This is a genomic window from Methyloceanibacter methanicus (assembly GCF_001723285.1).
Classification (GTDB): Bacteria; Pseudomonadota; Alphaproteobacteria; order Rhizobiales; family Methyloligellaceae; genus Methyloceanibacter; species Methyloceanibacter methanicus.
The window spans coordinates 171,843-197,995 of the sequence record NZ_LPWG01000014.1 but is presented as its reverse complement, the minus strand read 5'-3'; the positions used below and the strand labels follow the sequence as shown (position 1 = coordinate 197,995).

Sequence of the window (26,153 nt, the reverse complement as noted above, 5' to 3'; positions counted from 1 at the left end):
TTTGCCCGCGGCGTCCAGCACCACCATTCTAGCCTTGCGGAAATGGAAGGTACATCTCGTCGGCGGCCCTATCGTGACCGACCCGCGTCCGGCTCGCCCCGTGTGCGCGTCACATGGACGGGACCTGTTTGCACTGCATCAGATAGACTGGCTCATCGTCCACACGCGTGGGAGAGGTGCGGACCGTGCCCGGCAGCGCAGGCAACGCCGTGCAGTCGTCCGCGCCGATGAAGACCACGCGGTTCCGTCCCGCACTCTTGGCGGCGTAGAGCGCCGCGTCGGCCCGACGAAACAGGCTGGTCAGGCCGGGGTCGACTTGGTTGTCGGCGGCGACACCGATGCTCAGAGTCGCGCCAACCGGAAGGCCGTTCACGAATTCCGCCTCCTTCGCGAACGCCTCGCGCAGAGCTTCGGCCTCTTCGACGGCCATTTCGGCATCGACACCCGGGAGGATGGCCGCGAACTCCTCGCCGCCCAGACGGCCAACGACATTGGTCACCTTGAGGTCCGGGTCGCGATCTTGGCGAAGAGGCGTAGGACCTCGTCTCCGACCGTATGTCCGAACGTATCGTTCGTTTCCTTGAAGCAATCGAGATCGATAATCAAAAGCGAGACCGGGGTCCCGCCGCCATGAACTCGGCGTTGCACTACCGAATCCGCCACTTCGAACAAGGCCCTTCGATTCGGCAATCCGGTGAGACTGTCCGTGAGCGCATAGCGCCGCTGCTGCTCCTCGTCGCGCTCCTTCGCCATGGATAGGACCACGAACGCCAGGGCGACGCGCAGCAACGTCGCGGCGAGCACCACAAAGGGGAGCCAATCGTTGTTCAGTGCGGCGGTGACGGTTCCCAGCGGCGAGGCGACGGCAACCGGGATCCAAAGGAGATAGGACCCGCTGCCGAGGAACAGCAGAGCGATGGCAGGCCAGGACTGGGAGGCATCCGGCATCCGCCTGAGCTCCAGTCCCGTGGCAACGCCATAAGCGGCGAGGAGCGAGCAAGCGGCGACGAAGCGCTCGTCCAGCGACGATGCCAGTCCCGTGTAGACGAGGAGGAGAAAACCGGCCGGACCGAGCACAATCCCGATCCGTGACGAAGCCCGTCCCGCGAAGCGGCGCGCGGCGTCCCAGCTCAATGCGCTTGCCAGAACGACGAGACTGGCGCCGAGCACGATCCCGCCGGCGCTTCCCATCAGCGCCGAGGCGAGCATCGCGGCGCCTCCGGCACTGAAGACGATGATCGCGATGCCCCAGGATCCGACGAAGCACGGCGCTGTCTCCAGCGACCAGCCGTCGCGACCCCAGGTCAGGATCAACATCCCAGCCAAGACCGCGCCACCGCTATATCGGCGGCCGACATCGTTACCAAATCGAGATGCATGCTTGTGCGCTCTGCGAGATTCGTCTGCCCGCGAGGAGTCCTAGCGGTGCGACATCACCGCGTGGTTTCCGCGGGACGAAAGTTTTCGGAGAATTGGAAGGACCGCGCGCTAGAAGACCGCGCGCCGGCGCGAGGCAGACGGTGCGTTTGACGCTTCGGCGCGTCGCTCCGAGCCTTCCGTCCTAGCCCTTCACCACCTGAAACAGGTTCGCGTTCGGGCAGAAGGACTGCGGTTCGCCTTCGGCGTTGCCGGCGAGCCATTTGCGGCACTCGTCCTTGCTCCGGCAGGCGTGGCAATTGACGCGCGCGCGAACGTAGGACTTGCCGCCGTCTAGGTCGACGACGTCGAAATGGGCCACGCCGACTGTTTCCATCATGTCCTCCATGAGGACCTGTCGATGGAAATCGGCGAGGTCTGGTCTTTGGTCGGTCATGGGCGTTCCCTTGGGCCGCGCGGATTGTTTTCGCGCGTGGCTTCACTGAACGCCGGTTGGGACGAGAGAGCCTTGAGCTGGATCAAGCGCTTCGGGTGCCTCAAGATTGTCCGTTCCGCTCGATGCCGGCGCGAATGAGCTCTCCGGCCTCGCCGACCTCGGCCCAACGCACGACCTTCACCCATTTGCCGGGCTCCAGGTCCTTGTAGTGCTCGAAGAAGTGCCCGATCTGCTCGACGAGAATTTCGGGAAGATCGCGGTAGCTCGTCACGCGCTTGTAGTAGGGATGCAGTTCGTCGATCGGGACGGCGATGATCTTCTCGTCGATCCCGGCTTCGTCTTCCATCAGCAGCGCGCCGACGGGCCGTGCGCGGATGACAGCGCCCGAGGCGACCGGCGTCGGCGTGATCACGATACAGTCCACCGGATCGCCGTCTTCCGACAGCGTGTGCGGGATGAACCCGTAGTTGGCCGGATAGAACATGGCCGTGTGCAGGAAGCGATCGACGAAGAGCGCGCCGGACTTCTTGTCGACTTCGTATTTCACCGGCGATCCGCCTTGCGGAATTTCGATGATCACATTGACTTCGTGGGGCGGATTGTCGCCAACCGAAATGTGCGGGATATCCATGAAAACTCAGCCTCCTCAGCTCTTGCAGCAACCGGTGCCGAGACTGCCGGCGGCAGGCCCAGTGCGCGGGGCGACGCCCCTCCCTATGCCGGCGAATGAATTCGGCATGCTGATATCACGTCCCGACCGGGTTGCCAGGGCCATATCGGGAAACCTGATAACGAGTCGCACCCTCTCCGGCGCTCTTCGTGGAGGGTCTTGCGCACCATGCCCAAATGGCACCGAAATGAGGTCGCGAGCGTCATGAAATCGGCAGCCCGATCTGTGAGAATCTCGTCTCTTCGCCCCATCGCTTACCCTGGACCGGGCCCGCGGGTCTAGAAGCCAAAAGTAGGACGCCGCCTATTTTCCCCGACTGCCGGGGCCCGTAACCTCCCCTCAAGCCTTGCAACAGCACCGGACCGCGCGACGTGCCGACAATCTACGAGTTCATCGCCAGGCTCCTGGTGATCACGGCGCTTTTCGCCTGGATCAACCAGCGCTATCTGCGCCTGCCCAACACGGTCGGGATCATGGCGATGGGGATCTGCGCCTCGCTCATCCTGATCGCCCTCGAGGTCGCCGTGCCGCAGATCGCCTTGTTCGGCCAGATCGAGGGCCATCTGCGCACGATGGATTTCTCCTATGCCCTGCTGCACGGGATGCTCGCCTTCCTCCTGTTCGCCGGCGCGATCCAGATCGACCTGTCCTTGCTGCGCGAGCGGGCCTGGACCGTCGGGGCCATGGCGACGCTGGGCGTCATCATCTCCACGGTGCTGGTGGGCGGCCTCATCTGGGGGGCGTCCCAGGTTCTTCCCCAGCCCATCCCTTTCGCCTGGGCGCTCGTCTTCGGCGCCCTGATCAGCCCGACGGACCCCGTCGCGGTGCTGAACGTGCTGAAACAGGCCAAGGTCGACAAGACGCTGGAGATGGACATGGCCGGGGAGTCCTTGTTCAACGACGGCGTCAGCGTGGTGCTCTTTACCGTCCTGCTCAGCGCCGCCGTGAGCGGGGCGGGCGACAGCGGCATCGACTTCGGCCGGATCGCGGAACTGTTCTTCGTCGAAGCTTTGGGTGGCGCTGCGCTCGGTCTGTTCGCCGGCTATCTGGCCTATCTCGGCCTCCGGAGCATCAAGGACTATCCGACCGAGATCCTGATCCTGCTCGCCCTCGTGACGGGCACCTATTCCTTCGCGCAGGTCCACGGGTTCAGCGGCCCGATCGCCGTGGTCGTGGCCGGTGTCCTTATCGGCAATCGCGGCCGCAGGCTGGCGATGGACGGCGATACGGAGCGCTACATCTATGCGTTCTGGGGCCTGGTGGACGAGGTCCTCAACGCGATCCTGTTCCTCTTGATCGGACTGGAGGTGATCGTGGTCCAGTTCGACGTGTCGCTCCTGCCGCTCGCGCTCGCCGCCATTCCGATCGTTCTCGCCGCCCGCTTCTTCGCGGTGGCGCTGCCCATGGCCTTTGTCGGGTTCAAGCAGCACTACGTGAAGGGCACCGTTCCCATCCTCACCTGGGGCGGCGTGCGGGGCGGCGTCTGCGTGGCCCTGGCCCTGACGATTCCGCATATCGATTCGCGCCCGCAAATTCTAGCCGCGACCTACGCGGTCGTCCTATTCTCGCTTGTGGTCCAGAGCCTGACGCTTCCGGCCGTGGTCCGGCGTTTCGCGCCGGAGACCAAGCGGACTGACGAATAGCAGCGCCGGGACTGTTCACCGCCCGTTCGTTTCGGCTAAAACCAGGAACGGACGCCCCAACAAAATTCAAATGGAGGACCTATGCGCTCTGGCTTCATTGCTTCCGGCCTTGCTTTGGCGGCCCTGATTTCGACAGGCGCCTTCGCCGCGGAACCGGACATGGACACCGTCCGTTGCAGCGCTGTCCGCGATTCCGCCCAGTGCGCGGCGCGGCCGGACTGCTGGTACGATGCCGCAAACGGCAAAGGCTGCCTCGACGGGCCTGCGCCGGCGGTGGACCCTTGCGCCTCTCACCAGGGCGAATCGACCTGCAACACCAGCAGTTTCGGCTGTGCATGGAACACGGACGCCGAAGCGTGCGTTTCCAAAGCTCCTTGAGGCAAGGCACCATGAGGCAAGGTTCCTCGAGGGTTGTCGATTCAATGATAGGGAGCGGCGCATGATCGAACTTCTCAAAGGCTTTCCCAGTAATGTCGTGGCGATTGCCTGCCACGGCGACGTGTCGAAAAAGGACTACGACGACGTGCTGATCCCCGCGGTGGACAAGGCACTCCAGGAGCACGATAAAGTCCGTATGCTGTACGAGGTCGCGCCCGACTTCACCGGCTACGATGCGGGCGCGGCGTGGGAAGACTTCAAGACCGGCATGGAGCACTTCTCCAAATGGGAGCGCATCGCCGTCATCACCGACATCGATTGGATCTCGGCGTCGGTGAAGATCTTCGGCGTGTTCATGCCCGCCACGATCCGCGTCTATCCGCTCGCCGATGCGGCCCAGGCGCGGCTCTGGATCACGCAAGCGGCGTGAGCTGCTACTCGTGGCGGAGCGCGTCGATGGGATCGAGCTGCGCCGCGCGGCGCGCCGGAAAATAGCCGAACACCACGCCGATCAAAGCCGAGAAGGCAAAGGCGATCAGCACGATCCCCGGATCGAACACGAAGGGGATTTGCATGCCCGCCGAAGCGGCGCTCGCGAGCCCGAGACCGAGCGCGACGCCGATGGTGCCGCCGAGGAGCGATAGGACCACCGCCTCGACCAGGAACTGCATCAGGACCTGGCTCTCTTGCGCGCCAATGGCCAGGCGAATGCCGATCTCGCGCGTGCGCTCGGTGACAGAGACGAGCATGATGTTCATGATGCCGATACCGCCCACCAGCAGGCTGACGCCCGCCACGGCGCCGAGCAGCGTCGTGAGCACACCGGTGGTGGCCGTCTGGGTATCGGCGATCTGCTTCATGTCGGCGACGCGAAAATCGTCCTCTTCGCCGGCGGAGATTCCGCGCCGCTCCCGGAGCAGACGCTCGATATCCGCTTGAACCTTGGACGTATCCACCCCGTCTTGAGCCGAGATCGTGATCCGGCCGATGTCCGAATTGCCGGCGATCCGGCGTTGATAGGTGCGCAAGGGGATCAGGACGACATCGTCGCGGTCGTTGCCGAATCCGGATTCGCCCTTGGGCTCGAGAACACCGATCACCTGGCAGGACACATTGCTCAGGCGAATGCGTTTGCCGAGCGGATCGACGCTGCCGAAGAGCTCCTTGCGCACCGTGTCGCCGAGAATGCACACGGCCTGTCCGCTGCGCGTCTCGCTTTCGAGGAAATTACGCCCTTGGGCGATGTCCCAATCCTGCGCGATCATATAGCTCGCGTCGGTTCCGATCGTGCCCGTGCTCCGGCTCTCGTTCCCGTAGACGACCGTGACTGATTGCTGTCCCAGCGGCGCGACGGCGCGGATGCCGCGCAGTTGTTCGCGCATCGCCGCCACGTCGCGGGCGTTGAACGGTTTCGCCGTCGAGCTCGAACGCCCCGGCCCCCATTGGCCCGGACGGACGAACAGGACATTGGTGCCGAGCTTGGCCATCTCTTCCTTGACCTTGGCGGTCGTGCCGTTGCCGATCGTCACCATGGCGATGACGGCGCTGACGCCAATCATGATGCCGAGCGGGGTCAGGAACGAGCGTAAGGCATTGCGCCGGATCGCCTGCACCGCCAGTTTCAAGGTTTCCGTAGAACAGGCCGCCACCTGAACGCGCGAGTCGCTCGCAATACGCCCATCGAGAAAGTGCACGACCCGGCTGGCATAGGCGACCATCTCGGGCTCGTGGGTGACCATGAGGACGGTGATGTTCTGGGATCGGTTGAGATCGACCAGGAGCTCCATGATCTCCTCGCTGGTCTTGGTGTCGAGATTTCCCGTCGGCTCATCCGCCAGCAGAACGGCGGGCTTCGTGACGATGGCGCGGGCGATGGCGACGCGTTGCTGCTGTCCGCCGGAGAGCTCCGCAGGCGTGTGGGCGGCCCGACCCCCAAGGCCCACCCGGTCCAAAGCTTCCATCGCCAGCGGACGGCGCTCCGCCTGGCGCATGCCGCGATAGATGAGCGGCAGCTCGACATTCTCCACCGCCGAGGTGCGGGCGAGCAGGTTGAACCCCTGGAACACGAAGCCGAGATAATGGCGGCGCAGAAGCGCGCGCTGCTTGCGGTCGAGGCGCCCGACCTCGACGCCGTTGAAGAGATAGCTGCCGCTGGTCGGCTGATCGAGACAGCCGATGATATTCATCGCAGTCGACTTCCCCGACCCGGACGGGCCCATAACGGCGGTGAACTCGCCCTGGCCGATCGTCAAGTCGACGCCGTCGAGCGCGCGAACCTCCGCCTCGCCTTGTCCGTAGACCTTGGTGACGTTGCGCAGTTCGATCAGCGGGCGGGGGGCTGGCGGCGACATTACCGCGCGCTCTCCATGTCCACGACGACCGCTTGTCCGGGCGCGAGCGCGCCCTCGACGATCTCGGTGCGTTTGCCGTCGGTCGCACCCGTCGTGATGGAGACCGCCTCCGGGACGCCGTTACGCAAGGTCCACACCGTCCTGTCGGGGCCCGTGGCGTCCGCCGCAGTGCTGGGTTTGCGCAAACGCGGCGGTCCGGGCATCAGCTTCTGCAGAAAACTACGTTGGTCGACCGGTTCGCTGCTGGGCGGAGAAAAGCGCAAGGCGCGTTGGGCACGGTCAGCGCGTTATCCACCTCCGCCACGATGATCTCGGCGGTGGCCGTCATGCCGGGCCGCAGCAGCAGCTCGGTGTTATCGGTGGTCAGCACGGCCTTGTAGGTCACGACACCCTGGACCACTTCCGAGCCGTAGCGGAGCTCGCGAATCTGCGCGTCGAACTTCTTGCCGGGATAGGCGTCGACGCTGAAATGGGCGTTCTGCCCTTCATGCACCTTGCCGACATCGGCTTCGTCCACGTCGACCTGCACCTCCATCTTGGTGAGGTCCTCAGCGATGGTGAACAGAATGGGCGCCTGGAGCGACGAGGCCACGGTCTGCCCCGGCTCCACATTGCGGCTCAACACGACGCCGGTGATGGGCGAACGGATCAGCGCCTTCTCCAGATCGGTCTCGGCCTGGGCAAGGTCGGCGCTCGCCGCGGCGACATCGGCCTTGGCGCTCTCCTCGGTGGCCAGGGCCCGCTTGAGCTTGGCCTCGGCCACCTCCAAATCCAGAATCGAACCGGCGTGACGCTCGGCCAGCCTGGCCTTGCGCTCATGGTCGAGCCGCGCTTCCAACACGCTCGCTTCAGCCTCGCTGACCTTCGCTTGGGCGGCTTGGAGCTTTGCCCGCGAACTGTCCACCGCGGATTGGAGTTTGTCGGTGTCGAGCTCGGCCAGCGTCTGGCCCGTGGTGACGGGACTGTTGTAGTCGACGAGCACGTTGCGCACGATGCCCGACAACTCGGATGAAATCTCGACGTCGTTGGTCGGCTGAACCGTGCCCGTGGCGGTCACGGTTACCGTCAGGTCGCCGCGCGTGACGGACTCGGTGACGTAGCGCGTGCCGTCGGCGGAGCCGCCGCCGCCGAAAAACATATAGGCCAGCGCGGCAGCTCCGGCAGCGAGCCCCACCAGCAAGAGCGGTTTCAATAGCCGAAACCGTGACGCGGATTTGCCGGCGCCCAGGACGGCCTCGAGTTCGGCCCGCGTCTCGTCGGGCGTGATCTTCTCTGACGGCACGACTTCGTTCATGGCGTTCTCTGCAGTCCAGACCTTACATATGGGCACCGCGCCCTCAGTTGACGAACGTCAAAATAACTCGCCGGGACGTGGGCCGCAGGAAAAATTTGTAACAAAACCAAGCCCCTCGGCACGCAGCAATGTTTCGACACAAAAATCGCAGCTCGGCAACGTTCCGAAACGCACCGGCCCCATCCCGGCAATGATCGGCCCCTAGTCTCGCCATGCAAATCGGGGAGACCGACGATGCAGATCGAGTTCATGGTTGCCGCCCTGCGCGTCTTCGCCGCCGCGCTGACGATCGGCGTGCTTTGGCCGATCCTCTCTCCGATCTGGCAGCGGACGCGCCGGACCTGGGCGGAAGGCGCTTCGAAGCAAACGCATCACAGCGCGAGAAGGATGAGATGAACGAAACCTTGAAGAAGTATATCACCGCGGTCTCCGCAGCTCTGTTCCTCGTGGTGGCCGGTTCCGGCCTCGCGATGTTTTTCGGTGTCGGAGAGGATCTCGTCAAAGAAATGCACGAATGGCTCGCGGTCCTGTTCGTGGTGGCCATCGGCCTGCACATCGTCCGCAACTGGGGCGGGATGATGACTTATATCCGGCGCCGGACGATCGTCGTGCCGGTCGCTCTCGCGGGCCTCGCGGCCGCGGCCTTCATTGTCCCAGCCGCGCTTTCGGGGCACGAGAACCCGATGCCGATCCTGTTCCAGTCCCTACAGAAGGCCAATCTCGACGATCTCGGGCGCGTCCTTGACATGGCGCCCGAGAGCATGGCCAACGTCCTCGAACAGAAAGGCTTCGTCGTCGGCTCGACCGATCTCAGCATCTCGGAGATCGCGGCCGAATCCGGCCGGCCCCCAATGGCCGCGCTGATGACCGTCCTCCAGGCCAAGCGTCAATAACAAGCGCCACCGGTCGACCGGTTCGGTGTCTACGCCGCCGCTGCCATGGCCGTCTTGCGCTGATCGATCACCGGCTTCGTGTTGGGGTCGGGATCGAAGATGCGATAGGCCAGGAGCTTCACGCGGTCGTTGAGCAGGAACCAAAGGATCGCATAGCCCCACACCATGCCCGCGAGCTTCCAGGAGATGGCCGGCATCAACAGTCCCGAGACCGCGATGATCGTTGCCAGGGCCTGGGTCCCGAACACGGCGATCAGCAGGATCTTTGCCGGCGCGATGGACCAGAACGGCCCGCGCGTGCGCGTGACGAAGATGTTGAGGTGTCCCGCCACCGAGAGCTTCAGATACATCAGCGTCTGGACCACTTCCCGGTCCAGCTTCAGCACTTCCTCGCCGATATAGAACATGCCGAAGGACGCGGCGACGCCGGCGAGACCGAGCAAGGTCGAAACGCCCAGAACGCGCCGCATATTCCACGCCTCCGGTTTCGGCGACGGCTTCACGTTGTCATAGGCGATGGACAGGATCGCGCCGTCGTTCAGGAGAGCGAGCAGGACGATCATGATCGCGGTGACCGGGTAGAAGTTGAAGACGATGATCGAGAGCGTCATGAACAGCAGCACGCGGATCGTCTCGGCGATGCGATAGATCGCGTAGCTGTTCATGCGCTGGAAGATCTTACGCGCTTCCTTGACCGCATCGACAATCACGGTGAGCCCCGGCGTCAGCAGCACGATCGCCGCGGCCGCGCGCGCCGCGTCGGTGGCGCCCGACACGGCGATGCCGCAATCGGCCTTCTTGAGCGACGGCGCGTCGTTCACGCCGTCGCCCGTCATGCCGACGATGTGACCGTGCTTCTGCAACACGTCGATGATGTGGAATTTGTGCTCGGGGAACACTTGCGCGAAGCCGTCCGCCGTCTCGATGTCGTGGTCGAGCTTGGAGGTCTCATGGGCCTTGGTGTCGCCGAACTGGCTGGCATCGAGAATATCCGTGCCGAGCCCGAGCTGGCTCGCGATCTCCTTGGCGATGGCAAGCTGGTCGCCCGTGATCATCTTCACGTCGATGCCGAGCGCCTCGGCTTGCGCGATCATGTCCTTGGACGACGGGCGCGGCGGATCGTAGAGCGGCAGCACGCCGAGGAACTCCCAGTCCCCATCGCCCGAGGCCTTCGCCACGCCGAGCGCGCGGTAGCCGCGCTTCGCCAGCGCTTCGGTCGCCTTGTCGACATCGGCTTTGACGGCGTCCGCATTCTTCGACAGGGCCAGGACCACCTGGACCGCGCCCTTGGTGACTTTGAAGGCGTTGCCGGCCTTGTCCGTGACCGTGGCCTCGGTGCGTTTGTGGACGGGGTCGAAAGGCTGATAGTGGGTGACGGAAAAGGCCCCGAGCGCGGCCTTGTCCTTCACGCCGTCGATGACCGCCATGTCGATCGTGTCCTGATCCTCGGCCCGGGAGGCGAGCGCGCCATCCAACACCAGATCGTCCTGGCTGGCGCCCCCGACGGAGATGGGATCGCCGAGGGTGAGCTTGTTCTGGGTCAGCGTGCCCGTCTTGTCCGAGCACAGAACGTCGACACCCGCGAGTTCCTCGATGGCCGCGAGCCGGCTGACGATGGCCTGACGGGCCGCAAGCCGCCGCGCGCCGACGGCCATGGTCACGGAGAGCACGGCCGGCATGGCCACGGGGATGGCCGCGACCGTCAGGACAAGCGCGAATTGCAGCGTCTCCATCACGGCGTCGCCCCGGAACAGGGCGACCGCGAAAATCAGCGTAACCAGCGCGATGGCGATGACGATCAGATAGTCGCCGATCTTCATCACCGCTTTCTGGAAGTGGCTCGTCGTGTGGGCCTCCTGCACGAGCGCGGCGGTCTTGCCGAAGAACGTGTCGCCGCCCGTGGCGTAAACGAGCGCATCCGTCTCGCCCTGGCGCAAAATGGCGCCCGAATAGAGGACCTCGCCGGTTCCCTTCGAGACGGGCAGCGACTCGCCGGTCAGCGCGGCTTGGTCGACCTCGACGGCGTCGGGGCCGAGCGAGCGGGAATCGGCCGGAACGATGTCGCCGAGGCGCAAACGGACGATGTCGCCCGGCACGAGGAGGCGCGCGGGCATGTCGGACCAGGCGCCGCCGCGCTTCACCCGCGCATGGGGCGCAAGCTTGGCTTTCAGCGCAGCGATGGCGTTGCCGGCCTGGAACTCCTCCCAGAAGCCGACAATGGCGTTGGCCAGGAGCAGCACCATGATGATGATGAAGTCAGACCAATGATGAACGATACCGGAAAGGATGGCGGCGGCTTCGATCATCCAGGGGATCGGCCCCCAGAAATAGGACAGGAACTTCAGGATCGGGCTGGTGGACTTCTCGGCGATCTCGTTGGGGCCGTATTGCGCCAGGCGCTTCTCCGCTTCGGCCCCGGTCAGCCCCGTCTTAGGCGCGGTACCGAGCGCCGTCTCGAGCTTGCCGAGGTCGAGTTTCGACAGGTCCGGTTGCGTCTTTCCCGATTGCGTCGTTTCCAAATGCGTGTTGGCGCCGGATGTCGCGTCAGCCATTGGGCATCCCTCTGGTCCAAGCCTGCCTGATCGACCGAAGAAGCGCCATGATGCGCGATCCGCTTACCACGCTCCAGGCTTCCTGCCGCCTTATGCAAATTAATCGCGTACAAAACTCATACGTCAGTTCTAAGACTTGATCGAAACGCCATTGGCGGACACTGTGCGTATCGGCTCCGGTCGTCTCGGGGCCGTCATCGGCGCAAAGACTTGGAACGGGCGGTGACTGTGGGCTTCACCCGCGTGTCATCCGCGTTTGTGATTTTGGCGCAAGCCTTTGGGCTCCTAACGACGAAGGCACGGGAATTCCGGGAGGTTCGGTGGCGGTGGCGCAGACGCAAGACAAGATCGACGAGCTCGCGATCAATACGATCCGGACCCTCTCGATCGACGCCATTCAGAAGGCGAACTCCGGACATCCGGGAACGGCCATGGATGCCGCGCCGGTCGCCTATACGCTGTGGCAGCAGTTTCTGCGCTACGACCCGAAGACCCCGCACTGGATCAACCGCGACCGCTTCGTGCTGTCGTCCGGCCACGCCTCGATGCTGCTGTACAGCCTGATTCATCTCGCAGGAATCAAAGCGGCGGACACGGCCTACCAGAAACAAGACGGGGACGCCGTCACCCTCGCCGATATCGAGAGCTTCCGCGAGGACGGCAGCCGCTGCCCGGGGCACCCTGAATATGGCTGGACGACCGGCGTGGAATCCACCACCGGCCCGCTGGGCCAAGGCATCGCCACCAGCGTCGGCATGGCCATGGCCGGCAAATGGCTGGCCGCCACCTACAACAAGCCCGACTTCGAGCTCTTCGATTACAATGTCTACGCCCTATGCGGCGAAGGATGCCTCATGGAGGGCGTCGGCAGCGAGGCGGCCTCCGTCGCCGGACATCTCAAGCTGTCGAACCTGTGCTGGATCTTCGACAACAACAACGTGACTATTGACGGTCACACGAACATCACCTTCACAGAGGATGTGGCCAAACGCTTCGAAGCCTATGGCTGGCACGTCGTCCAGGTCGAGGACGCGAACGACATTGAAGCGCTCGCCGGCGCCTTGAACGAATTTCTGGCCACGGACGATGCGCCGACGATCATCGTCGTGCACAGCCATATCGGCTACGGTTCGCCCGAGAAGCACGACACGCCATCGGCCCATGGCGAACCGCTGGGCCCGGAGGAGGTGCGCCGCACCAAGGAGTTTCTCGGCTTCGACCCCGACAAGGTCTTCGTGGTGCCCGAGGGTGTGCGCAAGCATTTCGCGTCGCACATGGGACGCCGCGGCGCGGACGCGCGCGCCAAGTGGGACGCGCTGTTCGCCGAATACGGACGCGCCCATCCCGACGAGGCCAAGCAGATCGCGCTGATCGGCGGCCGCGACCTCCCCGAAGGCTGGGACGCCGACATTCCCACGTTCGACGCGGACGCCACCGGCATCGCCACGCGCGAAGCCTCCGGCAAGGTGCTGAACGCGATCGCCGCGAAGGTGCCCTGGATCGTCGGCGGCGCGGCGGACGTGGCGGGCAGCACCAAAGTCATCCTCGACTATCCCGATGCGGGCGAGTTCCAGCCTTACGGCGAACTCGGCGACTATAGCGGCAACAACCTGCGCTACGGCATTCGCGAGCACGCCATGTGTGCCCTGGTCAATGGCATGGTGCTGTCGGGCCTGCGCGCCTACGATTCCTGCTACCTCATCTTCACGGACTATGCGCGCGGCGCCATCCGCCTCGCCTCGCTGATGGATCTTCCCGTGCTCCACATCTGGACCCACGATTCCATCAGCCTCGGCCAGGACGGCCCGACCCATCAGCCGGTCGAGCAACTGGCCTCGTTGCGGGCCATGCCGGGCCTCGTGGTCATCCGGCCGGCGGACGCGAACGAAACGGCGGAAGCCTATCGCCTCGTCCTGCCGCACAAGAACCGGCCCGTCGCCCTCGTCCTGACCCGGCAGGCGGTGCCGATTTTCGACCGCAGCACCTATGCGCCCGCTTCGGGCGTGGCGAAAGGCGCCTACGTGCTGGCCGATGCGCCGGACGGCAAGCCCGACGTGATCCTGATCGGAACGGGCAGCGAAGTCGCGCTGTGCGTCGCCGCGCGCGACCTGCTGGCGAAAGACAACATCGCCGCGCGCGTCGTGTCGATGCCCTGCCGCGAATTGTTCGAGGAGCAGCCGGAAGACTACCGGAACGCGGTGCTGCCGCCGGAGATCGCTGCCAGGGTCACGGTCGAGGAAGCCTCTCCGCTCGGCTGGGACCGGTACGCGGGCGCCGGGGGCATCGTGCTCGGCATGAACACGTTCGGCTTGTCGGCGCCGCTCAAGGTCGTTTCGGAGCATTTCGGCTTCACGCCGGAGAAGGTCGCCGAGGCCGCGAAGAGGACATTGGGACGATAGTGACTGTCGCGCGCCACCCGACCGGGGCGCTTGGTTTTGAAGTTGCGAATCGAGGAGACAGACAATGCAACTCGGCATGATCGGCCTCGGCCGGATGGGCGCCAACATGGTCGTTCGCGCCATGAAGGCGGGACACGATTGCCACGTCTTCGACACCCACGCCGAGGCGGTGCAGGGACTGATCGACAAGGGCGCCAAGGGCTCGACCGATTTGGAGACGTTCGTGAACGGCCTCGATAAGCCCCGCGCCGTGTGGATGATGGTGCCGGCCGGCGCCGTGGATGCGGTCATCGCCGAACTGGTCCCGCTGCTGGAGGCGGGCGACATCGTCATCGACGGCGGCAACTCCTACTACCACGACGACATCCGCCGGGCCGGCGAACTGAAGGACAAGGGCATTCATTACGTGGATGTCGGCGTCAGCGGCGGCGTGTGGGGTCTCGAACGCGGCTATTGCATGATGATCGGCGGCGAGGACGAGGTGGTTGCCCGTCTCGATCCCATCTTCAAGACCTTGGCGCCAGGCGTCGGCGAAGCGCCCCGCACGCAGGGCGCCACGGGCGAGGCCTCACCGGCCGAGAACGGCTACCTCCATTGCGGACCGAACGGCGCGGGCCATTACGTGAAGATGGTGCATAACGGCATCGAATACGGGATCATGGCCGCGTATGCCGAAGGCCTGAACATTCTGCACCACGGCAATATCGGCAAGACGGAGCGCACCACGGACGCCGAGACGACGCCGCTCCGCAACCCGGAATATTATCAGTACGACATCAACCTGCCCGAGGTCGCGGAAGTCTGGCGGCGCGGCAGCGTGATCGGGTCGTGGCTTCTGGACCTGACCGCAAGCGCCCTGCGCAAGAGCCCGGACCTCGCCAATTTCGAAGGCCGCGTGTCGGACTCCGGCGAAGGCCGCTGGACCTTGCTCGCCGCCATCGACGAAGGCGTGCCCGCGCCCGTCATCTCATCGGCGCTGTTCTCGCGCTTCGCCTCGCGCGGCAACGCCGAGTTCGCCGACAAGCTGATGTCGGCCATGCGCTTCGAATTCGGCGGCCATCTCGAAAAGAAGGACTAGGTAGACAACGCCATGGGAATTCCGAATCAAACGCATTCCGACGCGTTCGTCTTCTTCGGCGCCAGCGGCGATCTCGCGTTTAAGCAGATCTTCCCCGCCCTTCTCGGCCTCGTGCGCGACGAGGGACTGGACATTCCCATTATCGGGGTCGCGCGGACGGGCTGGTCGCTCGATGAGTTCAAGAAGCGCGCCGAGGAAAGCGTCAAGACCCATGGCGGCGACATCAAGAGCGATGCGTTCAAGAAGCTCTTAAGCCTGCTGCATTACGTGTCGGGCGACTATGCCGACCCGAAGGTCTTCGCACAGCTGCGCAAGGAGTTGGGCGATGCGAAGAGCCCCCTGCACTATCTGGCCATCCCGCCGTTCCTGTTTTCCGAAGTCGCCGGCCAGCTCGCGCATTCCGGCTGCGCGGAGAATGCACGGCTCGTGGTCGAGAAACCGTTCGGACGCGACCGGGAATCGGCGGACGAGCTCAGCCAGATTCTCGACAAGTATTTTTCCGAGAAGAACATCTTCCGGATCGACCACTATCTCGGCAAGGAACCGGTGCAGAACATTCTGTACACACGGTTCGCGAACTCGATCTTCGAGCCGCTCTGGAACCGCAACTATGTGCGCAGCATCCAGATCACCATGGCCGAGAATTTCGGCGTGCAGGACCGCGGCTCGTTCTACGACAGCGCGGGCGCCATCCGCGACGTGCTGCAGAACCACATGCTGCAGATTCTCGCCTCGCTCACCATGGACCCGCCCACCGGCCAGGAGCACGAGGCGCTGCGCGACCGCAAGGCGAGCCTTCTCAAGTCCGTGCGTCCGCTGGATGCGAACCATCTCGTGCGCGGCCAGTACAAGGGCTATCAGAGCGTCCCCGGGGTCAAGCCGGGCTCGACGGTGGAGACCTACGCGGCGGCCAAGCTCTATATCGACAGCTGGCGCTGGGAGGGCGTGCCGATCTTCATTCGCACGGGCAAGTGTCTGCCGGTCAGCGTGGCCGAGGCCGTGGTGGAGTTCAAACGGCCACCGCGGGAGACGTTCGGCGAGATCAAGGCCATCGGCTGCGGCCATATGCGGTTCCGGATTCAGCCGGACGTGGCAATCGCACTCGGCACGCGCGTCAAGGTGCCGGGCGACCGCATGATCGGCGACGACGTGGAACTGATCCTGACCCGGCAGCCGGGCGTGGACCGGCCTCCTTACCAGCGGCTTCTGGGTGACGCCATGGAGGGTATCGCCGACCTCTTTACCCGGGAGGACATCGTGGATGCGGAGTGGCGCATCGTCGGGAACATTCTCGACAACGTCACGCCGGTCTACAGCTACGACCAAGGCACCTGGGGACCGAGCGAAGCCGAGCAGCTCTTCGGGGCCGACGGACGCTGGCTCAACCCCAGCCCGAAATAGCCGAGACCCCATGTCCGAACCGCGCGAGATCGTCTTTCTGTTCGACGTGGACGACACGTTGCTGGACAACGACCGCATGAAGTCGGATCTCGGCGACTATGTTGCGGCGACGTTCGGCGACGGCGCGCAGCACGAACTTTGGGCGCTCTACGAGGAACAGCGCGACAAGCACGGCTATGCGGATTTCCTCGGCACGCTGGAGCGGTTTCGCCTCGCCCATATCGAGGACATGCGCGTCGTGAACCTCGCGACCTGGGTCATCGACTACCCGTTCGCCGAGCGGCTCTATCCCGACGCGCTGGCGGCCGTGCGCCATGTCAGCCAATGGGGCCTGCCGGTGATCCTCACCGACGGCGACGGCGTCTACCAGCCGCACAAGCTGGAGCGGGCCGGGCTGGTCGATTCGTTCGGCGGGCGCGTCCTCAACTACGTACACAAGGAAACCGAACTGGACGCCGTGCAGCGGGCTTTTCCCGCCGCTCACTATGTGCTGATCGACGACAAGCTGAGCGTGCTCGACGCGGTCAAGCGCGCCTGGGGCGACACGGTCACGACCGTGTTCCCGCGCCAAGGTCACTACGCCAACGATCCGGACAAACTGAAGGATTTGCCGCCGGCGGATATCGAAATCGCCCGCATCGCCGATTTGATGATGCACGACTTCGGTCGGATCGGCCGGCCTAAGGAGGAGATAGACCCGTGAAGCCCACGAAAGCCCTGCACGATCTCGGTCAAAGCCTGTGGATCGACGACATCACCCGCGACATGCTCGATAGCGGCACGCTCAAGAAATATATCGACGAGTTCTCCGTGACGGGCCTCACCTCGAACCCGACGATCTTCGACAACGCCATCTCGAAGAGCGACAGTTACGACGGCGAGGTGAAACGTCTATTCAAGGGGGGCTATTCGGGCGAAGCGCTGTTCTTCGAACTGGCCTTGCAGGATTTGTCCCGCGCGGCGGACATGTTCCGGCCCGTCCACGAGCGGACCGCGACCGTCGACGGCTACGTCTCGCTCGAAGTCTCGCCCCTGCTCGCCTACGACACGGACGCGACGGTCTCCGAGGCCAAGCGTCTGTTCGAACGCGCGCACAAGCCGAACCTCTTCATCAAGATCCCGGGGACCAAGGAAGGCCTGCCCGCGATCGAGGAAGCGATCTATTCGGGCGTGTCGGTCAACGTGACGCTGTTGTTCTCCGCCGAGCACTGCGTGAACGCCGCCGACGCCTATATGAAGGGGCTGGAGCGGCGCGTGGCCGAGGGGCTCTCACCGGATGTCCGCTCCGTCGCCTCGATCTTTATCAGCCGCTGGGACAAGGCGGTGTTGGACACGGTGCCCGCCGAGCTGAAAGACAGGCTCGGAATCGCGGTTGCCCATCGGGCTTATCGCGAATACCGAACGCTCCTGGACAGCGACCGTTGGCAGCAGCTCGAGTCACTTGGCGCGCGGCCGCAGCGCCTGCTGTTCGCGTCCACCAGCACCAAGGACCCGTCTGCGCCGGACACGCTCTATGTGGAGGCGCTCGCGGCACCCAATACGGTCAACACCATGCCCGACAAGACGCTGCTTGCCTTCGGCGATCACGGCAAGCTCAGCGGGGTCCTGTCGCCCGATGGCGGCGATTGCGAAGACGTTCTCGCTGCGTTCGAGAAGGCGGGCATTTCCATCTCCGGCCTTGCGGCGCAACTGCAGAAGGACGGCGCGGCTTCCTTCGTGAAGTCCTGGCAGGATCTGTTGCAGTCCATCGAAACCAAGAGCAAGGCGCTCGGCTGAGGGAGGCTAGTCACATGTCCAACGTCACCGATACGCCTGCCTGGCAGGCCCTGGCCGCGCACCACGACAAGATCAAGGATGCGCATCTGCGCGATCTGTTCGCGGAGGACTCGGGGCGCGCGGCGAAATTCACCGTCGAGGGCGCCGGGCTGACGCTCGACTATTCCAAGCAGCGCATCACCGAGGAGACGGTCGCGCTCCTGGCCGATCTCGCCAAGGAGCGGAAAGTCGCCGAGCGGCGCGACGCCATGTTCCGGGGCGACAAGATCAACGTCTCGGAGGATCGCGCCGTGCTGCACGTGGCCCTGCGCGCGCCGACCGGCGAAGTGATCGAAACGGACGGACACGACGTCGTCCCGGACGTGCATGGCGTGCTCGACCGCATGGCGGCGTTTGCCGACAAGGTGCGCGACGGGACCTGGGTCGGCCACACGGGCAAGCGCATCAAGAACGTGATCAATATCGGCATCGGCGGATCCTATCTCGGGCCCGAGATGGCCTATCTGGCGCTGCGCCCCTACTCGGACCGCGACATGACCTTTCGCTTTGTCTCCAACGTGGACGGGGCCTGCTTCGACGAAGCCACGCGCGATCTCGATGCGGAAGAGACGCTGTTCATCGTCTCCTCGAAGACCTTCACCACGCTCGAGACCATGACCAACGCGGCGACGGCGCGCGCCTGGGCGGTCGAACGGCTCGGCTCGGAGGATGCCGTCGCCAAGCATTTCGTGGCGAACTCCACCAACACCGAGGGCGTCGAGAAGTTCGGCATCGACACCGCCAACATGTTCGAGTTCTGGGACTGGGTCGGCGGCCGCTACTCCATGGACTCGGCCATTGGCCTCTCCACCATGATCGCGGTCGGGCCGGACGGGTTCCGCGACATGCTTGCCGGGTTCCACGAGATGGACGAGCATTTCCGCACCGCGCCGGTGGAGAAGAACCTGCCGATGCTGATGGGCCTACTGACGGTCTGGTACAACAATTTCTTCGGCGCGCAGACGCTCGCGGTGCTGCCCTACTCGGAGCACATGAAGCGCTTCCCGGCCTATCTCCAGCAGTTGCAGATGGAGAGCAACGGCAAGCATGTGGACATGGCCGGCAAGCATGTGGACCTGCAGACGGGCCCGATCATCTGGGGCGAGCCGGGCACGGACGGACAGCACTCCTTCTATCAGCTCATCCATCAGGGCACGAAGCTGATCCCGTGCGACTTCATCGGCTTTCTCACGCCTTTGAGCCCGCTCGCGCATCACCACGATCTGTTGATGGCGAACCTGTTCGCGCAGGCCGAGGCGCTCGCATTCGGGAAGACCGCGACGGAACTGACGGCGGAAGGCTCGTCCGCCGCGCAAACGCCGTTCCGCGTGACCGAAGGCAACCGCCCCACCAACATGATCCTCGCCGACAGGCTCGATCCGAAGACGCTGGGCCGGCTCGTGGCGCTTTACGAGCACAGCGTGTTCACCCAAGGCGCTGTATGGAACATCGACTCGTTCGATCAATGGGGCGTGGAGCTCGGCAAGGTGCTGGCCAACCGCATCATTCCGGAGCTGGAGGCGAAAGAGGCGCCGAAGCTCAGCCACGACTCCTCGACCAACGCACTGATCGAACGCTACCGGGCGCATAAGTTCTAGGTTTTGACGCGCGTTTCGCTTCGTCGGGCTTGCTCGTCCTGGTGCCGGCTGACGCCATTCATCTGCTTAGTGCTAGAAGCCGACAGGTTACCCATTCGCCAGACGCGCTATCCGGCCAAGGGCCGCGTTTTCTTGCCGAGCCGCTTCACTGCCGCAATCTCGCGTGCCCACTCGTTGAACGGGCGGGCAGGCGTTCCACCCATCCGGGCCCCGCTCAGGCTGGGATCGATGCGACCGGCTGCTATTTCCGGTTAGCGTTCACATGCATCAGCAGGGGCAGGCGAATCCGGATCGCTCTCATCATCGCGCTCCGCTTGACGCTTGGCCGTCTCGTCCTCGAGCCGCTTGAGCTTTTCCTGCTTCTTCCGATTTTTTGCCCGCTCTCGCTCGGCCTTCTGGAAATTGTAGTTCGGCTTAGCCATCGGCACCTCGGTGTTGGTCTGAGGCTGCGATCACGTTTGCTTCGATCGGCGCGGTCTGGGGCGTTTGACAGGCGCGGGCTTGAGTGCTGCCTCTTCCCTATCGGCGGCTTCCTTTGCCAGTCGAAGTTCGCGTAAGCGAGCGGTCTTTTTGGCGGTTGCTTCGCGTTCCCGTTCTTGATCGCGCATCAGGTTGTTATGGCGCTGCTGGCTTTGGCTGCGAACCAGTTCGGCACTGCGCTTGCCTGCTGACATGCGCGCGGTAAGTGACGTTCTCATGTCGGGCCTCTGCGTCGGTTCAGCATCCAATGGACACGTTCGTGCAAAGCTAACAAGCCGCCCCCGAAGGGACGGCTCTAATTCATTGAGGCGTTAGTCCGAAAAGACTACGCGGCCTCAATGGTGCTCACAGCGGTCTTGCCGCTGCGGCGATCGACCTCAGTGTCGAACGTAACGCTCTGACCTTCGGTCAGGTGCGTGATGCCGGCGCGCTCCAGCGCAGTGGCATGTACGAACACGTCATTGCCGCCGTCGGCGGGCGCAATAAAGCCGAAGCCACGATTGGAGTTATAAAACTTAACGGTTCCCGTATTCATCGGGGTTCCTTTCGTCGAAGTGTATGCAGTCGTGCCTGGAGACGCGCGGAAGCGCGACTCGAAGCGAGATTGTCGATGTTTGGGAGGGTCTGAAACGCGCGCTTGTGCGCTACGGCCAATTGTCCGGCCAAATGTCGATTACTTCATATAGGCGCATTCGGTGAAAACCACAAGGTGTCGTGAGCAGGGTCACCTCATGCAACGGCTGCATTGGGCCAAAAGCCGACGCTCACGCGGCACCGGCCGACATGGCCGCGTCGCGGAGGGCCCTGATGTTCGCCGCGTAATCGCCGCCGTCGAACACGCCGGAGCCGGATACGAGGGCGTTGGCGCCCGCCTCCGCGACGAGGGGCGCGGTCTGCACATGGATGCCGCCGTCAACCTCGAGATGGATCGGGCGGTCACTGATCATCTGTCTGATCGCGCGGATCTTGCGGAGCTGTCCGGGGATGAACGACTGTCCGCCGAAGCCGGGATTGACCGTCATCACCAGCACGTGGTCGACCTTGTCGAGCACGTAGGCGATCGCGCTTTCGGGCGTGGACGGCGTGAGACTGACGCCCGGCCGCACGCCGAGGCTTCGAATGAGCTGGAGCGACCGGTCGAGATGGGGCCCGGCGTGCACATGGACGGTGATCATGTCCGCACCGGCGTCCGCGAAGGCTTCGATGAACGGATCGCAGGGCGCGATCATGAGATGCACGTCGAACGGCTTCTTCGTGTACGGACGGATCGCCCGCACCACATTGGGCCCCATGGTGATGTTGGGCACGAAGTGCCCGTCCATGATGTCGATATGGATCCAGTCGGCCCCGGCTTCGTCCACGGCCCGGACCTCTTCGCCGAGCCTGGCGAAGTCGGCGGACAAGATCGACGCGGCGATGACGATGTCGTTGCTCATGGCGGACTTATCGATGGGCCCATTAACGGGCTCGGGCCGGCCCTCACCCTAGCCCGAGTCGAAGTGCCGGGCCCTATTCTTTCCCGCGCACGGTTGCGAGGGTCGTCACTTTCTGCCCCTATCGTGTCCCGATCCTGGAACGAAACGAGGAAGACGCGATGGCACCGGCATTTGGGACATTGCGGATTTGCGAGGACGCGGCCGATCTCGCGCACAAGGGCGCCACGTTTCTGTGTGCGCACGCCGCGGCCCGCTCGGAGCGCACGATCGTGGCCCTGTCCGGCGGCAACACGCCCAAGCCGCTCTATGAGCGTCTGGCGCAGGAGCCGGCGAAATCGGCGATGCCCTGGGACCGGGTCCATTGGGTGCTGGGCGACGAGCGCTTCGTGCCGCCATCGGACCCTGCCAGCAATTACGGCATGGCGCGGGCGGCCTTCCTCGACCACGTGCCCGTGCCGCCGGAGAATGTGCATCCCGTCAGGACCGAGGGGGTGACACTCGACAAGGCCGCACACGACTACGAAGCAATGCTGCAGGGCCTCTACGGCGCCGACACGCTTCAGCCCGGCAAGCCCTTGCTCAACATCACGCTGCTCGGCCTCGGCGACGACGGCCACACGGCCTCGCTCCTCCCCCACGAGCCGGTCTTGCAGGTGCGCGACCGCTGGGTGCGCCCGTGCCCAAGGGCCGCGTGGGAAGAACGCGTCACCCTCACCTACCCGGCGATCAATGCCAGCGAGATCGTCGCCTTTCTCGTTTCCGGCGAAGGCAAGCGCGAGATTCTGGACAAGATTCTCTCCGGCGACGACAGCTTCCCCGCCTCCCATATCCGGGCGCATGGGGAGGTGCTGTGGTTCGCCGACCGCGCCGCCGCCGGACGCTGGGCATGAGGCGCGGCGCGGCCGGCACGCCGTAACATTTGTTCCGAACCGGGCCGCGGCACGTGCTTCGAAGAGGACGGCGCAAAGAGCGCCGATCTGACAAGGAGCAAGACCCATGCAAAAGATGAAATTCTTCATCGATACGCACGACCAGGCCAACGGCACGTTTCCGAAAGGCATCTCGAAGGAAGACTTCGCGGGCTTCTATGACAAATACGAAGCCGCCTGCGAGGAAGAAGGCGTCGTGAGCCTTCGATTGCATGTCGGGTTCGAGGCGGGGCGCGCGTTCTGCCTCAACATGGCGCCAGACGCGGACGCCGTACGGCGCGTGCACGAAAAGGTCGGCCTCCCGTTCGACGAGATCACCGAGGTGAGCACGGTCACGCCTGGCGACATGTTCTTCGCGCGGGTGGCCTGACGGGGCGGTTTGCGACTAAAAGGGGCGGATGACCGCACAGGACGATGTCTCAGCCGCGTTTCCTTTTGTCGGCGCCATGGCGCCGACGGCCCAGGACCGCCTTCTCCGTTCGATTGCGTCCAAGACCGTAGCGCCGGGAACGGACCTTCTCCGGCCCGGCGATGCGGTCGATGGCGTGTATCTCGTTCGGCGTGGCGCAATCCGCGTCTACTACATCGAGGCGGACGGCCGGGAAGGCACGCTCTACTGGATCGAACCGGGCCAGAGCTGCATCCTGGCTCTGAACAGCCTTTTCGCGGAGATCCCCTACCCGGCCTTCGCTTCGGCCGATGCGGATGGCGCCGATTTCCTGGCCATCCCCGGCGGCGTGTTCCGGGACCTGTTTTCGCACGAGCCCGCCGCCCAGCGCTTCCTATTCGATCAACTCTCGGGGCGGGTATTCGGACTTCTCCAGCTTCTCGAGCAACGCATGCGGCTGCCCCAGGAGGAACGGCTCATCGCACTGCTGCTCGCCAAAGCCGGCGACACCGCGATCGTCGAACTGTCACAGGAAGAACTCGCCCGCCATCTTGGAACCAGCCGGGAGGTGGTGTCGCGTCTCTTGCGGAATCTCGCCAATCAGGACTTGATCGACTCGCGCCCGCGCCGTATCGCCTTGCGCGATCCTGGGCGCCTGAAGGACAGGCTCACGGAAACGGCGGGATAGACGATCGACAGCATTTCGGCCGAAAAAGTCACGCGTGCCGCAGTATCGTCATCGTTTCCTTTTCCAGATGGACCCATTCCCCAAAGCACCTGACCCGCGAAGGACTTGACCGTGACGCGACTTGCCCCGACCCCGAAGGATCCTCTGCCGCGCAAGAGCTGGATGCCCAGCCAGGCCGAGATGGACGCCATCGTGCGCGGCGAGCACGGCGATCCCTATGCGGTCCTCGGACTGAAACGGAACCGCGAGGGCGCCTCGGTCCGCGCCTTCCTGCCGGATGTGCAGTCCGTGACGGTCTTCGATCCGGAGACGGGCGAGGAGATCCCCCTCACCCGCCTGCACGCGGAAGGCCTGTTCGGGGCCAAAGTGCCCATGACCTTCACGAGCGCCTATCTCAAGCGCATCGAGCGTGGCGGCACGACGAAAGAGATCGACGATTCCTACCGTTTCGGACCGATCCTCGGCGAACTCGACCTGCATCTCTTGGCCGAAGGCACGCATTTGCGGCTCTACGAGAAGCTCGGGGCCCATCTCATCCGGCACGAGGGCGTGGACGGGGTCGCGTTCGCGGTCTGGGCGCCGAATGCCAGTCGCGTCAGCGTGGTCGGGCCGTTCAACGAGTGGGACGGCCGCCGCCATGTCATGCGCAAGCGCCCCGAGGCGGGCGTCTGGGAGATCTTCGTGCCGGGCCTCGAAGCCGGCGCGCTGTACAAATACGAAATCCTCGGACCCGGGAACGAACTCCTGCCTCTCAAGGCGGACCCGTTCGGGTTCCAACAGGAGCACCCGCCCGCGACCGCGTCGATCGTGCACGGCCTTCCCGAACGCGCGCCGACCGATACGCCCTGGCACGCAAACCGGCAGGCGGCCCACACCATTCATGCGCCGATCTCGATCTACGAGGTCCATCTCGGCTCCTGGATGCGCGGACCGGGCAATCGCTATCTGAGCTACGCCGAGCTCGCCGACAAGCTCATTCCCTATGTGCAGGATCTGGGTTTCACCCATATCGAGCTGATGCCGGTGAGCGAGTTTCCGTTCGACGGCTCATGGGGCTATCAGCCCATCGGCCTGTTCGCGCCCACCTCGCGCTTCGGCACGCCCGAGGACTTCGCAGACTTCGTGGCAAGGTTTCACGCGGCGGGCATCGGCGTGATGGTGGACTGGGTCTCGGCCCACTTCCCGACGGACGCCCATGGGCTCGGCCGCTTCGACGGCACGGCGCTATACGAGCACGAGGACCCGCGGCTCGGCTTCCACAAGGACTGGAACACGCTGATCTACAATTACGGCCGCCGGGAGGTGTTGAACTTCCTCTTGGCCAACGCGCTGTTCTGGATGGAGCGTTTCGGGATCGACGGCCTGCGCGTGGATGCGGTCGCGTCCATGCTCTATCTCGACTACAGCCGCGAGAACGGCGAGTGGGTCCCCAACAAATACGGCGGCAACGAGAACCTGGAGGCGATCGCCTTCATCAAGCGCTTGAACGAGCTGGTGTTCGCCGAGCAGCCCGGCGCCACGACCGTGGCGGAGGAGTCGACCGCCTGGCCCGGCGTCTCCCGGCCGACCTATGTGGGCGGGCTCGGCTTCGGCTTCAAATGGAACATGGGCTGGATGCACGACACGCTGGTCTATATGCAGACCGAGCCGATTCATCGGAGCCATCATCAGGACAAGCTCACCTTCGGCCTGCTCTATGCGTTCTCCGAGAACTTCGTGCTGCCGCTCTCCCATGACGAGGTGGTGCACGGCAAAGGCTCGTTGCTCAACAAGATGCCCGGCGACCGCTGGCAGAAATTCGCGAACCTGCGCGCTTATTTCGGCTTCATGTGGGGACACCCGGGTAAGAAGCTCCTCTTCATGGGCGGCGAGTTCGCGCAGGAGGCCGAGTGGAACCACGACAAGAGCCTCGACTGGCACTTGCTCGCGGACGGCCTGCATCGCGGCGTGCAGAAACTCATCGGGGACCTCAACCGGCTCTATCGCGCAATGCCGGCCTTGCATGTCTACGATACGGAGCCACGCGGATTCGATTGGGTCGACACGAGCGACAACGAAGCGAGCGTGATCTCCTTTCTGCGCTTCGGGGAAGACGGCGATGCGCCGGCGCTCGTCGTCTGCAACTTCACGCCGGTCCCCCGCGAGAACTACCGGGTGGGCGTGCCCATGGGCGGACGTTGGATTGAACGGCTCAACACGGACTCGCGCGACTATGGCGGCTCGGGTAAAGGCAATCTCGGTGAGGTCAAAGCCGACAAGGTGTCTCGTCACGGACGCCCGTTCTCGTTGGATCTGACCCTGCCACCCCTCGCGACGGTCATCCTCACGCCCGAAGACTGAGCGTCCG

At 64.3% G+C, this 26,153-nt stretch carries 26 protein-coding genes and 1 pseudogene; 14 read left to right on the top strand and 13 right to left on the bottom strand.

Annotated features, from left to right (window positions below):
• Positions 1–109: 109 nt before the first annotated feature.
• From AUC68_RS18235 to ppa, 4 genes are all read right to left on the bottom strand, one after another.
• Positions 110–499 (bottom strand): GGDEF domain-containing protein, encoded by a 390-nt coding sequence (locus AUC68_RS18235; protein ID WP_069438336.1) that lies wholly within the window; start codon positions 497–499, stop codon positions 110–112.
• Positions 496–1,317 carry a GGDEF domain-containing protein gene (locus AUC68_RS18230; RefSeq protein ID WP_069438335.1) on the bottom strand — a complete coding sequence of 274 codons (822 nt, stop codon included), beginning with the start codon at positions 1,315–1,317 and terminating at the stop codon, positions 496–498. Before AUC68_RS18230 ends, AUC68_RS18235 begins: the two co-directional genes overlap by 4 nt.
• Positions 1,318–1,561: 244 nt before the next feature.
• Positions 1,562–1,813 (bottom strand): DUF6455 family protein, encoded by a 252-nt coding sequence (locus AUC68_RS14665; protein ID WP_141701307.1) that lies wholly within the window; start codon positions 1,811–1,813, stop codon positions 1,562–1,564.
• Between the two features lie 100 nt (positions 1,814–1,913).
• Positions 1,914–2,444 carry an inorganic diphosphatase gene (gene ppa / locus AUC68_RS14660; protein WP_069438333.1) on the bottom strand — a complete coding sequence of 177 codons (531 nt, stop codon included), beginning with the start codon at positions 2,442–2,444 and terminating at the stop codon, positions 1,914–1,916.
• Positions 2,445–2,854: 410 nt separating this feature from the next.
• Here ppa and AUC68_RS14655 point away from each other — a divergent pair, with 410 nt between their 5' ends.
• Together AUC68_RS14655 and AUC68_RS14645 are read left to right on the top strand one after the other, a co-directional pair.
• Positions 2,855–4,126, top strand: coding sequence for a cation:proton antiporter (locus AUC68_RS14655; protein ID WP_069438332.1), 1,272 nt, complete (start codon positions 2,855–2,857; stop codon positions 4,124–4,126).
• Between the two features lie 439 nt (positions 4,127–4,565).
• A complete protein-coding gene (locus AUC68_RS14645; RefSeq protein WP_069438330.1) occupies positions 4,566–4,934 on the top strand; it encodes a SpoIIAA family protein in 369 nt (122 codons plus the stop codon).
• Between the two features lie 4 nt (positions 4,935–4,938).
• On the opposite strand, the gene AUC68_RS14640 is transcribed toward AUC68_RS14645, so the two are convergent.
• The 4 genes and pseudogenes from AUC68_RS14640 to AUC68_RS14635 form a co-directional block, all read right to left on the bottom strand.
• Positions 4,939–6,153 carry an ABC transporter permease gene (locus AUC68_RS14640; protein ID WP_244500565.1) on the bottom strand — a complete coding sequence of 405 codons (1,215 nt, stop codon included), beginning with the start codon at positions 6,151–6,153 and terminating at the stop codon, positions 4,939–4,941.
• 183 nt (positions 6,154–6,336) lie between these two features.
• Positions 6,337–6,855: pseudogene (locus tag AUC68_RS17960) on the bottom strand (ABC transporter ATP-binding protein); the annotation flags it as partial.
• Positions 6,855–7,058, bottom strand: a complete 204-nt coding sequence (locus tag AUC68_RS17955) for a permuted SH3 domain-containing protein (protein ID WP_244500551.1) — start codon at positions 7,056–7,058, stop codon at positions 6,855–6,857. The pseudogene AUC68_RS17960 and the gene AUC68_RS17955, both read right to left, overlap by 1 nt.
• Entirely contained in the window at positions 7,058–8,149 is a 1,092-nt protein-coding gene (locus tag AUC68_RS14635) for an efflux RND transporter periplasmic adaptor subunit (protein WP_244500550.1), read from the bottom strand. Before AUC68_RS14635 ends, AUC68_RS17955 begins: the two co-directional genes overlap by 1 nt.
• Before the next feature lie 234 nt (positions 8,150–8,383).
• Here AUC68_RS14635 and AUC68_RS16865 point away from each other — a divergent pair, with 234 nt between their 5' ends.
• Both AUC68_RS16865 and AUC68_RS14630 read left to right on the top strand, forming a co-directional pair.
• Positions 8,384–8,545, top strand: coding sequence for a hypothetical protein (locus AUC68_RS16865; protein WP_158008328.1), 162 nt, complete (start codon positions 8,384–8,386; stop codon positions 8,543–8,545).
• Complete coding sequence (locus AUC68_RS14630) at positions 8,542–9,042, top strand: DUF4405 domain-containing protein (protein ID WP_069438328.1); 501 nt, start codon at positions 8,542–8,544, stop codon at positions 9,040–9,042. The genes AUC68_RS16865 and AUC68_RS14630 overlap by 4 nt, the downstream gene beginning before the upstream one ends.
• A gap of 29 nt (positions 9,043–9,071) precedes the next feature.
• Here AUC68_RS14630 and AUC68_RS14625 read toward each other — a convergent pair whose 3' ends face one another.
• Complete coding sequence (locus AUC68_RS14625; protein WP_083240785.1) at positions 9,072–11,594, bottom strand: plasma-membrane proton-efflux P-type ATPase; 2,523 nt, start codon at positions 11,592–11,594, stop codon at positions 9,072–9,074.
• Between the two features lie 305 nt (positions 11,595–11,899).
• Here AUC68_RS14625 and tkt point away from each other — a divergent pair, with 305 nt between their 5' ends.
• The 6 genes from tkt to pgi all read left to right on the top strand — a co-directional run bounded on the left by tkt (position 11,900) and on the right by pgi (position 19,885).
• On the top strand, positions 11,900–13,993 hold the full coding sequence (tkt, locus tag AUC68_RS14620) for a transketolase (protein ID WP_425283241.1): 2,094 nt from the start codon (positions 11,900–11,902) through the stop codon (positions 13,991–13,993).
• 64 nt (positions 13,994–14,057) lie between these two features.
• Positions 14,058–15,071 carry a phosphogluconate dehydrogenase (NAD(+)-dependent, decarboxylating) gene (gene gnd / locus AUC68_RS14615; protein WP_069438327.1) on the top strand — a complete coding sequence of 338 codons (1,014 nt, stop codon included), beginning with the start codon at positions 14,058–14,060 and terminating at the stop codon, positions 15,069–15,071.
• A 12-nt stretch (positions 15,072–15,083) separates the two neighbouring features.
• The gene (zwf, locus tag AUC68_RS14610) at positions 15,084–16,472 is read left to right on the top strand and encodes a glucose-6-phosphate dehydrogenase (protein WP_069438326.1); all 1,389 of its coding nucleotides are present in this window, start codon (positions 15,084–15,086) and stop codon (positions 16,470–16,472) included.
• A 10-nt stretch (positions 16,473–16,482) separates the two neighbouring features.
• A complete protein-coding gene (locus tag AUC68_RS14605; RefSeq protein ID WP_069438325.1) occupies positions 16,483–17,175 on the top strand; it encodes an HAD family hydrolase in 693 nt (230 codons plus the stop codon).
• Complete coding sequence (gene tal, locus AUC68_RS14600; RefSeq protein WP_069438324.1) at positions 17,172–18,248, top strand: transaldolase; 1,077 nt, start codon at positions 17,172–17,174, stop codon at positions 18,246–18,248. Before AUC68_RS14605 ends, tal begins: the two co-directional genes overlap by 4 nt.
• Before the next feature lie 14 nt (positions 18,249–18,262).
• A complete protein-coding gene (pgi, locus tag AUC68_RS14595; protein WP_069438323.1) occupies positions 18,263–19,885 on the top strand; it encodes a glucose-6-phosphate isomerase in 1,623 nt (540 codons plus the stop codon).
• A 251-nt stretch (positions 19,886–20,136) separates the two neighbouring features.
• On the opposite strand, the gene AUC68_RS17005 is transcribed toward pgi, so the two are convergent.
• The 4 genes from AUC68_RS17005 to rpe form a co-directional block, all read right to left on the bottom strand.
• Positions 20,137–20,307, bottom strand: coding sequence for a hypothetical protein (locus AUC68_RS17005; RefSeq protein ID WP_193407097.1), 171 nt, complete (start codon positions 20,305–20,307; stop codon positions 20,137–20,139).
• Positions 20,308–20,337: 30 nt separating this feature from the next.
• Positions 20,338–20,583, bottom strand: coding sequence for a hypothetical protein (locus AUC68_RS16590; protein WP_141701306.1), 246 nt, complete (start codon positions 20,581–20,583; stop codon positions 20,338–20,340).
• Positions 20,584–20,690: 107 nt separating this feature from the next.
• Entirely contained in the window at positions 20,691–20,900 is a 210-nt protein-coding gene (locus tag AUC68_RS14590; RefSeq protein ID WP_069438322.1) for a cold-shock protein, read from the bottom strand.
• A 229-nt stretch (positions 20,901–21,129) separates the two neighbouring features.
• Positions 21,130–21,801, bottom strand: a complete 672-nt coding sequence (gene rpe / locus AUC68_RS14585; RefSeq protein WP_069438321.1) for a ribulose-phosphate 3-epimerase — start codon at positions 21,799–21,801, stop codon at positions 21,130–21,132.
• A 158-nt stretch (positions 21,802–21,959) separates the two neighbouring features.
• Here rpe and pgl point away from each other — a divergent pair, with 158 nt between their 5' ends.
• From pgl to glgB, 4 genes are all read left to right on the top strand, one after another.
• On the top strand, positions 21,960–22,691 hold the full coding sequence (gene pgl / locus AUC68_RS14580; protein ID WP_069438320.1) for a 6-phosphogluconolactonase: 732 nt from the start codon (positions 21,960–21,962) through the stop codon (positions 22,689–22,691).
• A 106-nt stretch (positions 22,692–22,797) separates the two neighbouring features.
• Complete coding sequence (locus AUC68_RS14575; RefSeq protein ID WP_069438319.1) at positions 22,798–23,100, top strand: DUF4242 domain-containing protein; 303 nt, start codon at positions 22,798–22,800, stop codon at positions 23,098–23,100.
• A 28-nt stretch (positions 23,101–23,128) separates the two neighbouring features.
• Positions 23,129–23,806 (top strand): Crp/Fnr family transcriptional regulator, encoded by a 678-nt coding sequence (locus tag AUC68_RS14570; RefSeq protein ID WP_069438318.1) that lies wholly within the window; start codon positions 23,129–23,131, stop codon positions 23,804–23,806.
• Between the two features lie 162 nt (positions 23,807–23,968).
• A complete protein-coding gene (gene glgB, locus AUC68_RS14565; protein ID WP_069438469.1) occupies positions 23,969–26,146 on the top strand; it encodes a 1,4-alpha-glucan branching protein GlgB in 2,178 nt (725 codons plus the stop codon).
• Positions 26,147–26,153: the final 7 nt, after the last annotated feature.

Excerpts from the sequence above, each read along its gene's own strand:
- AUC68_RS14635 (WP_244500550.1), bottom strand. The coding sequence starts at position 8,149 with ATGAACGAAGTCGTGCCGTCAGAGAAGATCACGCCCGACGAGACGCGG.
- AUC68_RS14665 (WP_141701307.1), bottom strand. The coding sequence starts at position 1,813 with ATGACCGACCAAAGACCAGACCTCGCCGATTTCCATCGACAGGTCCTC.
- AUC68_RS16590 (WP_141701306.1), bottom strand. The coding sequence starts at position 20,583 with ATGAGAACGTCACTTACCGCGCGCATGTCAGCAGGCAAGCGCAGTGCC.
- pgl (WP_069438320.1), top strand. The coding sequence starts at position 21,960 with ATGGCACCGGCATTTGGGACATTGCGGATTTGCGAGGACGCGGCCGAT.
- AUC68_RS14605 (WP_069438325.1), top strand. The coding sequence starts at position 16,483 with ATGTCCGAACCGCGCGAGATCGTCTTTCTGTTCGACGTGGACGACACG.
- glgB (WP_069438469.1), top strand. The coding sequence starts at position 23,969 with ATGCCCAGCCAGGCCGAGATGGACGCCATCGTGCGCGGCGAGCACGGC.
- zwf (WP_069438326.1), top strand. The coding sequence starts at position 15,084 with ATGGGAATTCCGAATCAAACGCATTCCGACGCGTTCGTCTTCTTCGGC.
- AUC68_RS16865 (WP_158008328.1), top strand. The coding sequence starts at position 8,384 with ATGCAGATCGAGTTCATGGTTGCCGCCCTGCGCGTCTTCGCCGCCGCG.
- AUC68_RS17005 (WP_193407097.1), bottom strand. The coding sequence starts at position 20,307 with ATGGCTAAGCCGAACTACAATTTCCAGAAGGCCGAGCGAGAGCGGGCA.
- AUC68_RS14630 (WP_069438328.1), top strand. The coding sequence starts at position 8,542 with ATGAACGAAACCTTGAAGAAGTATATCACCGCGGTCTCCGCAGCTCTG.
- ppa (WP_069438333.1), bottom strand. The coding sequence starts at position 2,444 with ATGGATATCCCGCACATTTCGGTTGGCGACAATCCGCCCCACGAAGTC.
- gnd (WP_069438327.1), top strand. The coding sequence starts at position 14,058 with ATGCAACTCGGCATGATCGGCCTCGGCCGGATGGGCGCCAACATGGTC.
- AUC68_RS14625 (WP_083240785.1), bottom strand. The coding sequence starts at position 11,594 with ATGGCTGACGCGACATCCGGCGCCAACACGCATTTGGAAACGACGCAA.
- rpe (WP_069438321.1), bottom strand. The coding sequence starts at position 21,801 with ATGAGCAACGACATCGTCATCGCCGCGTCGATCTTGTCCGCCGACTTC.
- pgi (WP_069438323.1), top strand. The coding sequence starts at position 18,263 with ATGTCCAACGTCACCGATACGCCTGCCTGGCAGGCCCTGGCCGCGCAC.
- AUC68_RS14575 (WP_069438319.1), top strand. The coding sequence starts at position 22,798 with ATGCAAAAGATGAAATTCTTCATCGATACGCACGACCAGGCCAACGGC.
- AUC68_RS14590 (WP_069438322.1), bottom strand. The coding sequence starts at position 20,900 with ATGAATACGGGAACCGTTAAGTTTTATAACTCCAATCGTGGCTTCGGC.
- AUC68_RS17955 (WP_244500551.1), bottom strand. The coding sequence starts at position 7,058 with ATGCCCGGACCGCCGCGTTTGCGCAAACCCAGCACTGCGGCGGACGCC.
- AUC68_RS14570 (WP_069438318.1), top strand. The coding sequence starts at position 23,129 with ATGACCGCACAGGACGATGTCTCAGCCGCGTTTCCTTTTGTCGGCGCC.
- AUC68_RS14645 (WP_069438330.1), top strand. The coding sequence starts at position 4,566 with ATGATCGAACTTCTCAAAGGCTTTCCCAGTAATGTCGTGGCGATTGCC.
- AUC68_RS18230 (WP_069438335.1), bottom strand. The coding sequence starts at position 1,317 with ATGTTGATCCTGACCTGGGGTCGCGACGGCTGGTCGCTGGAGACAGCG.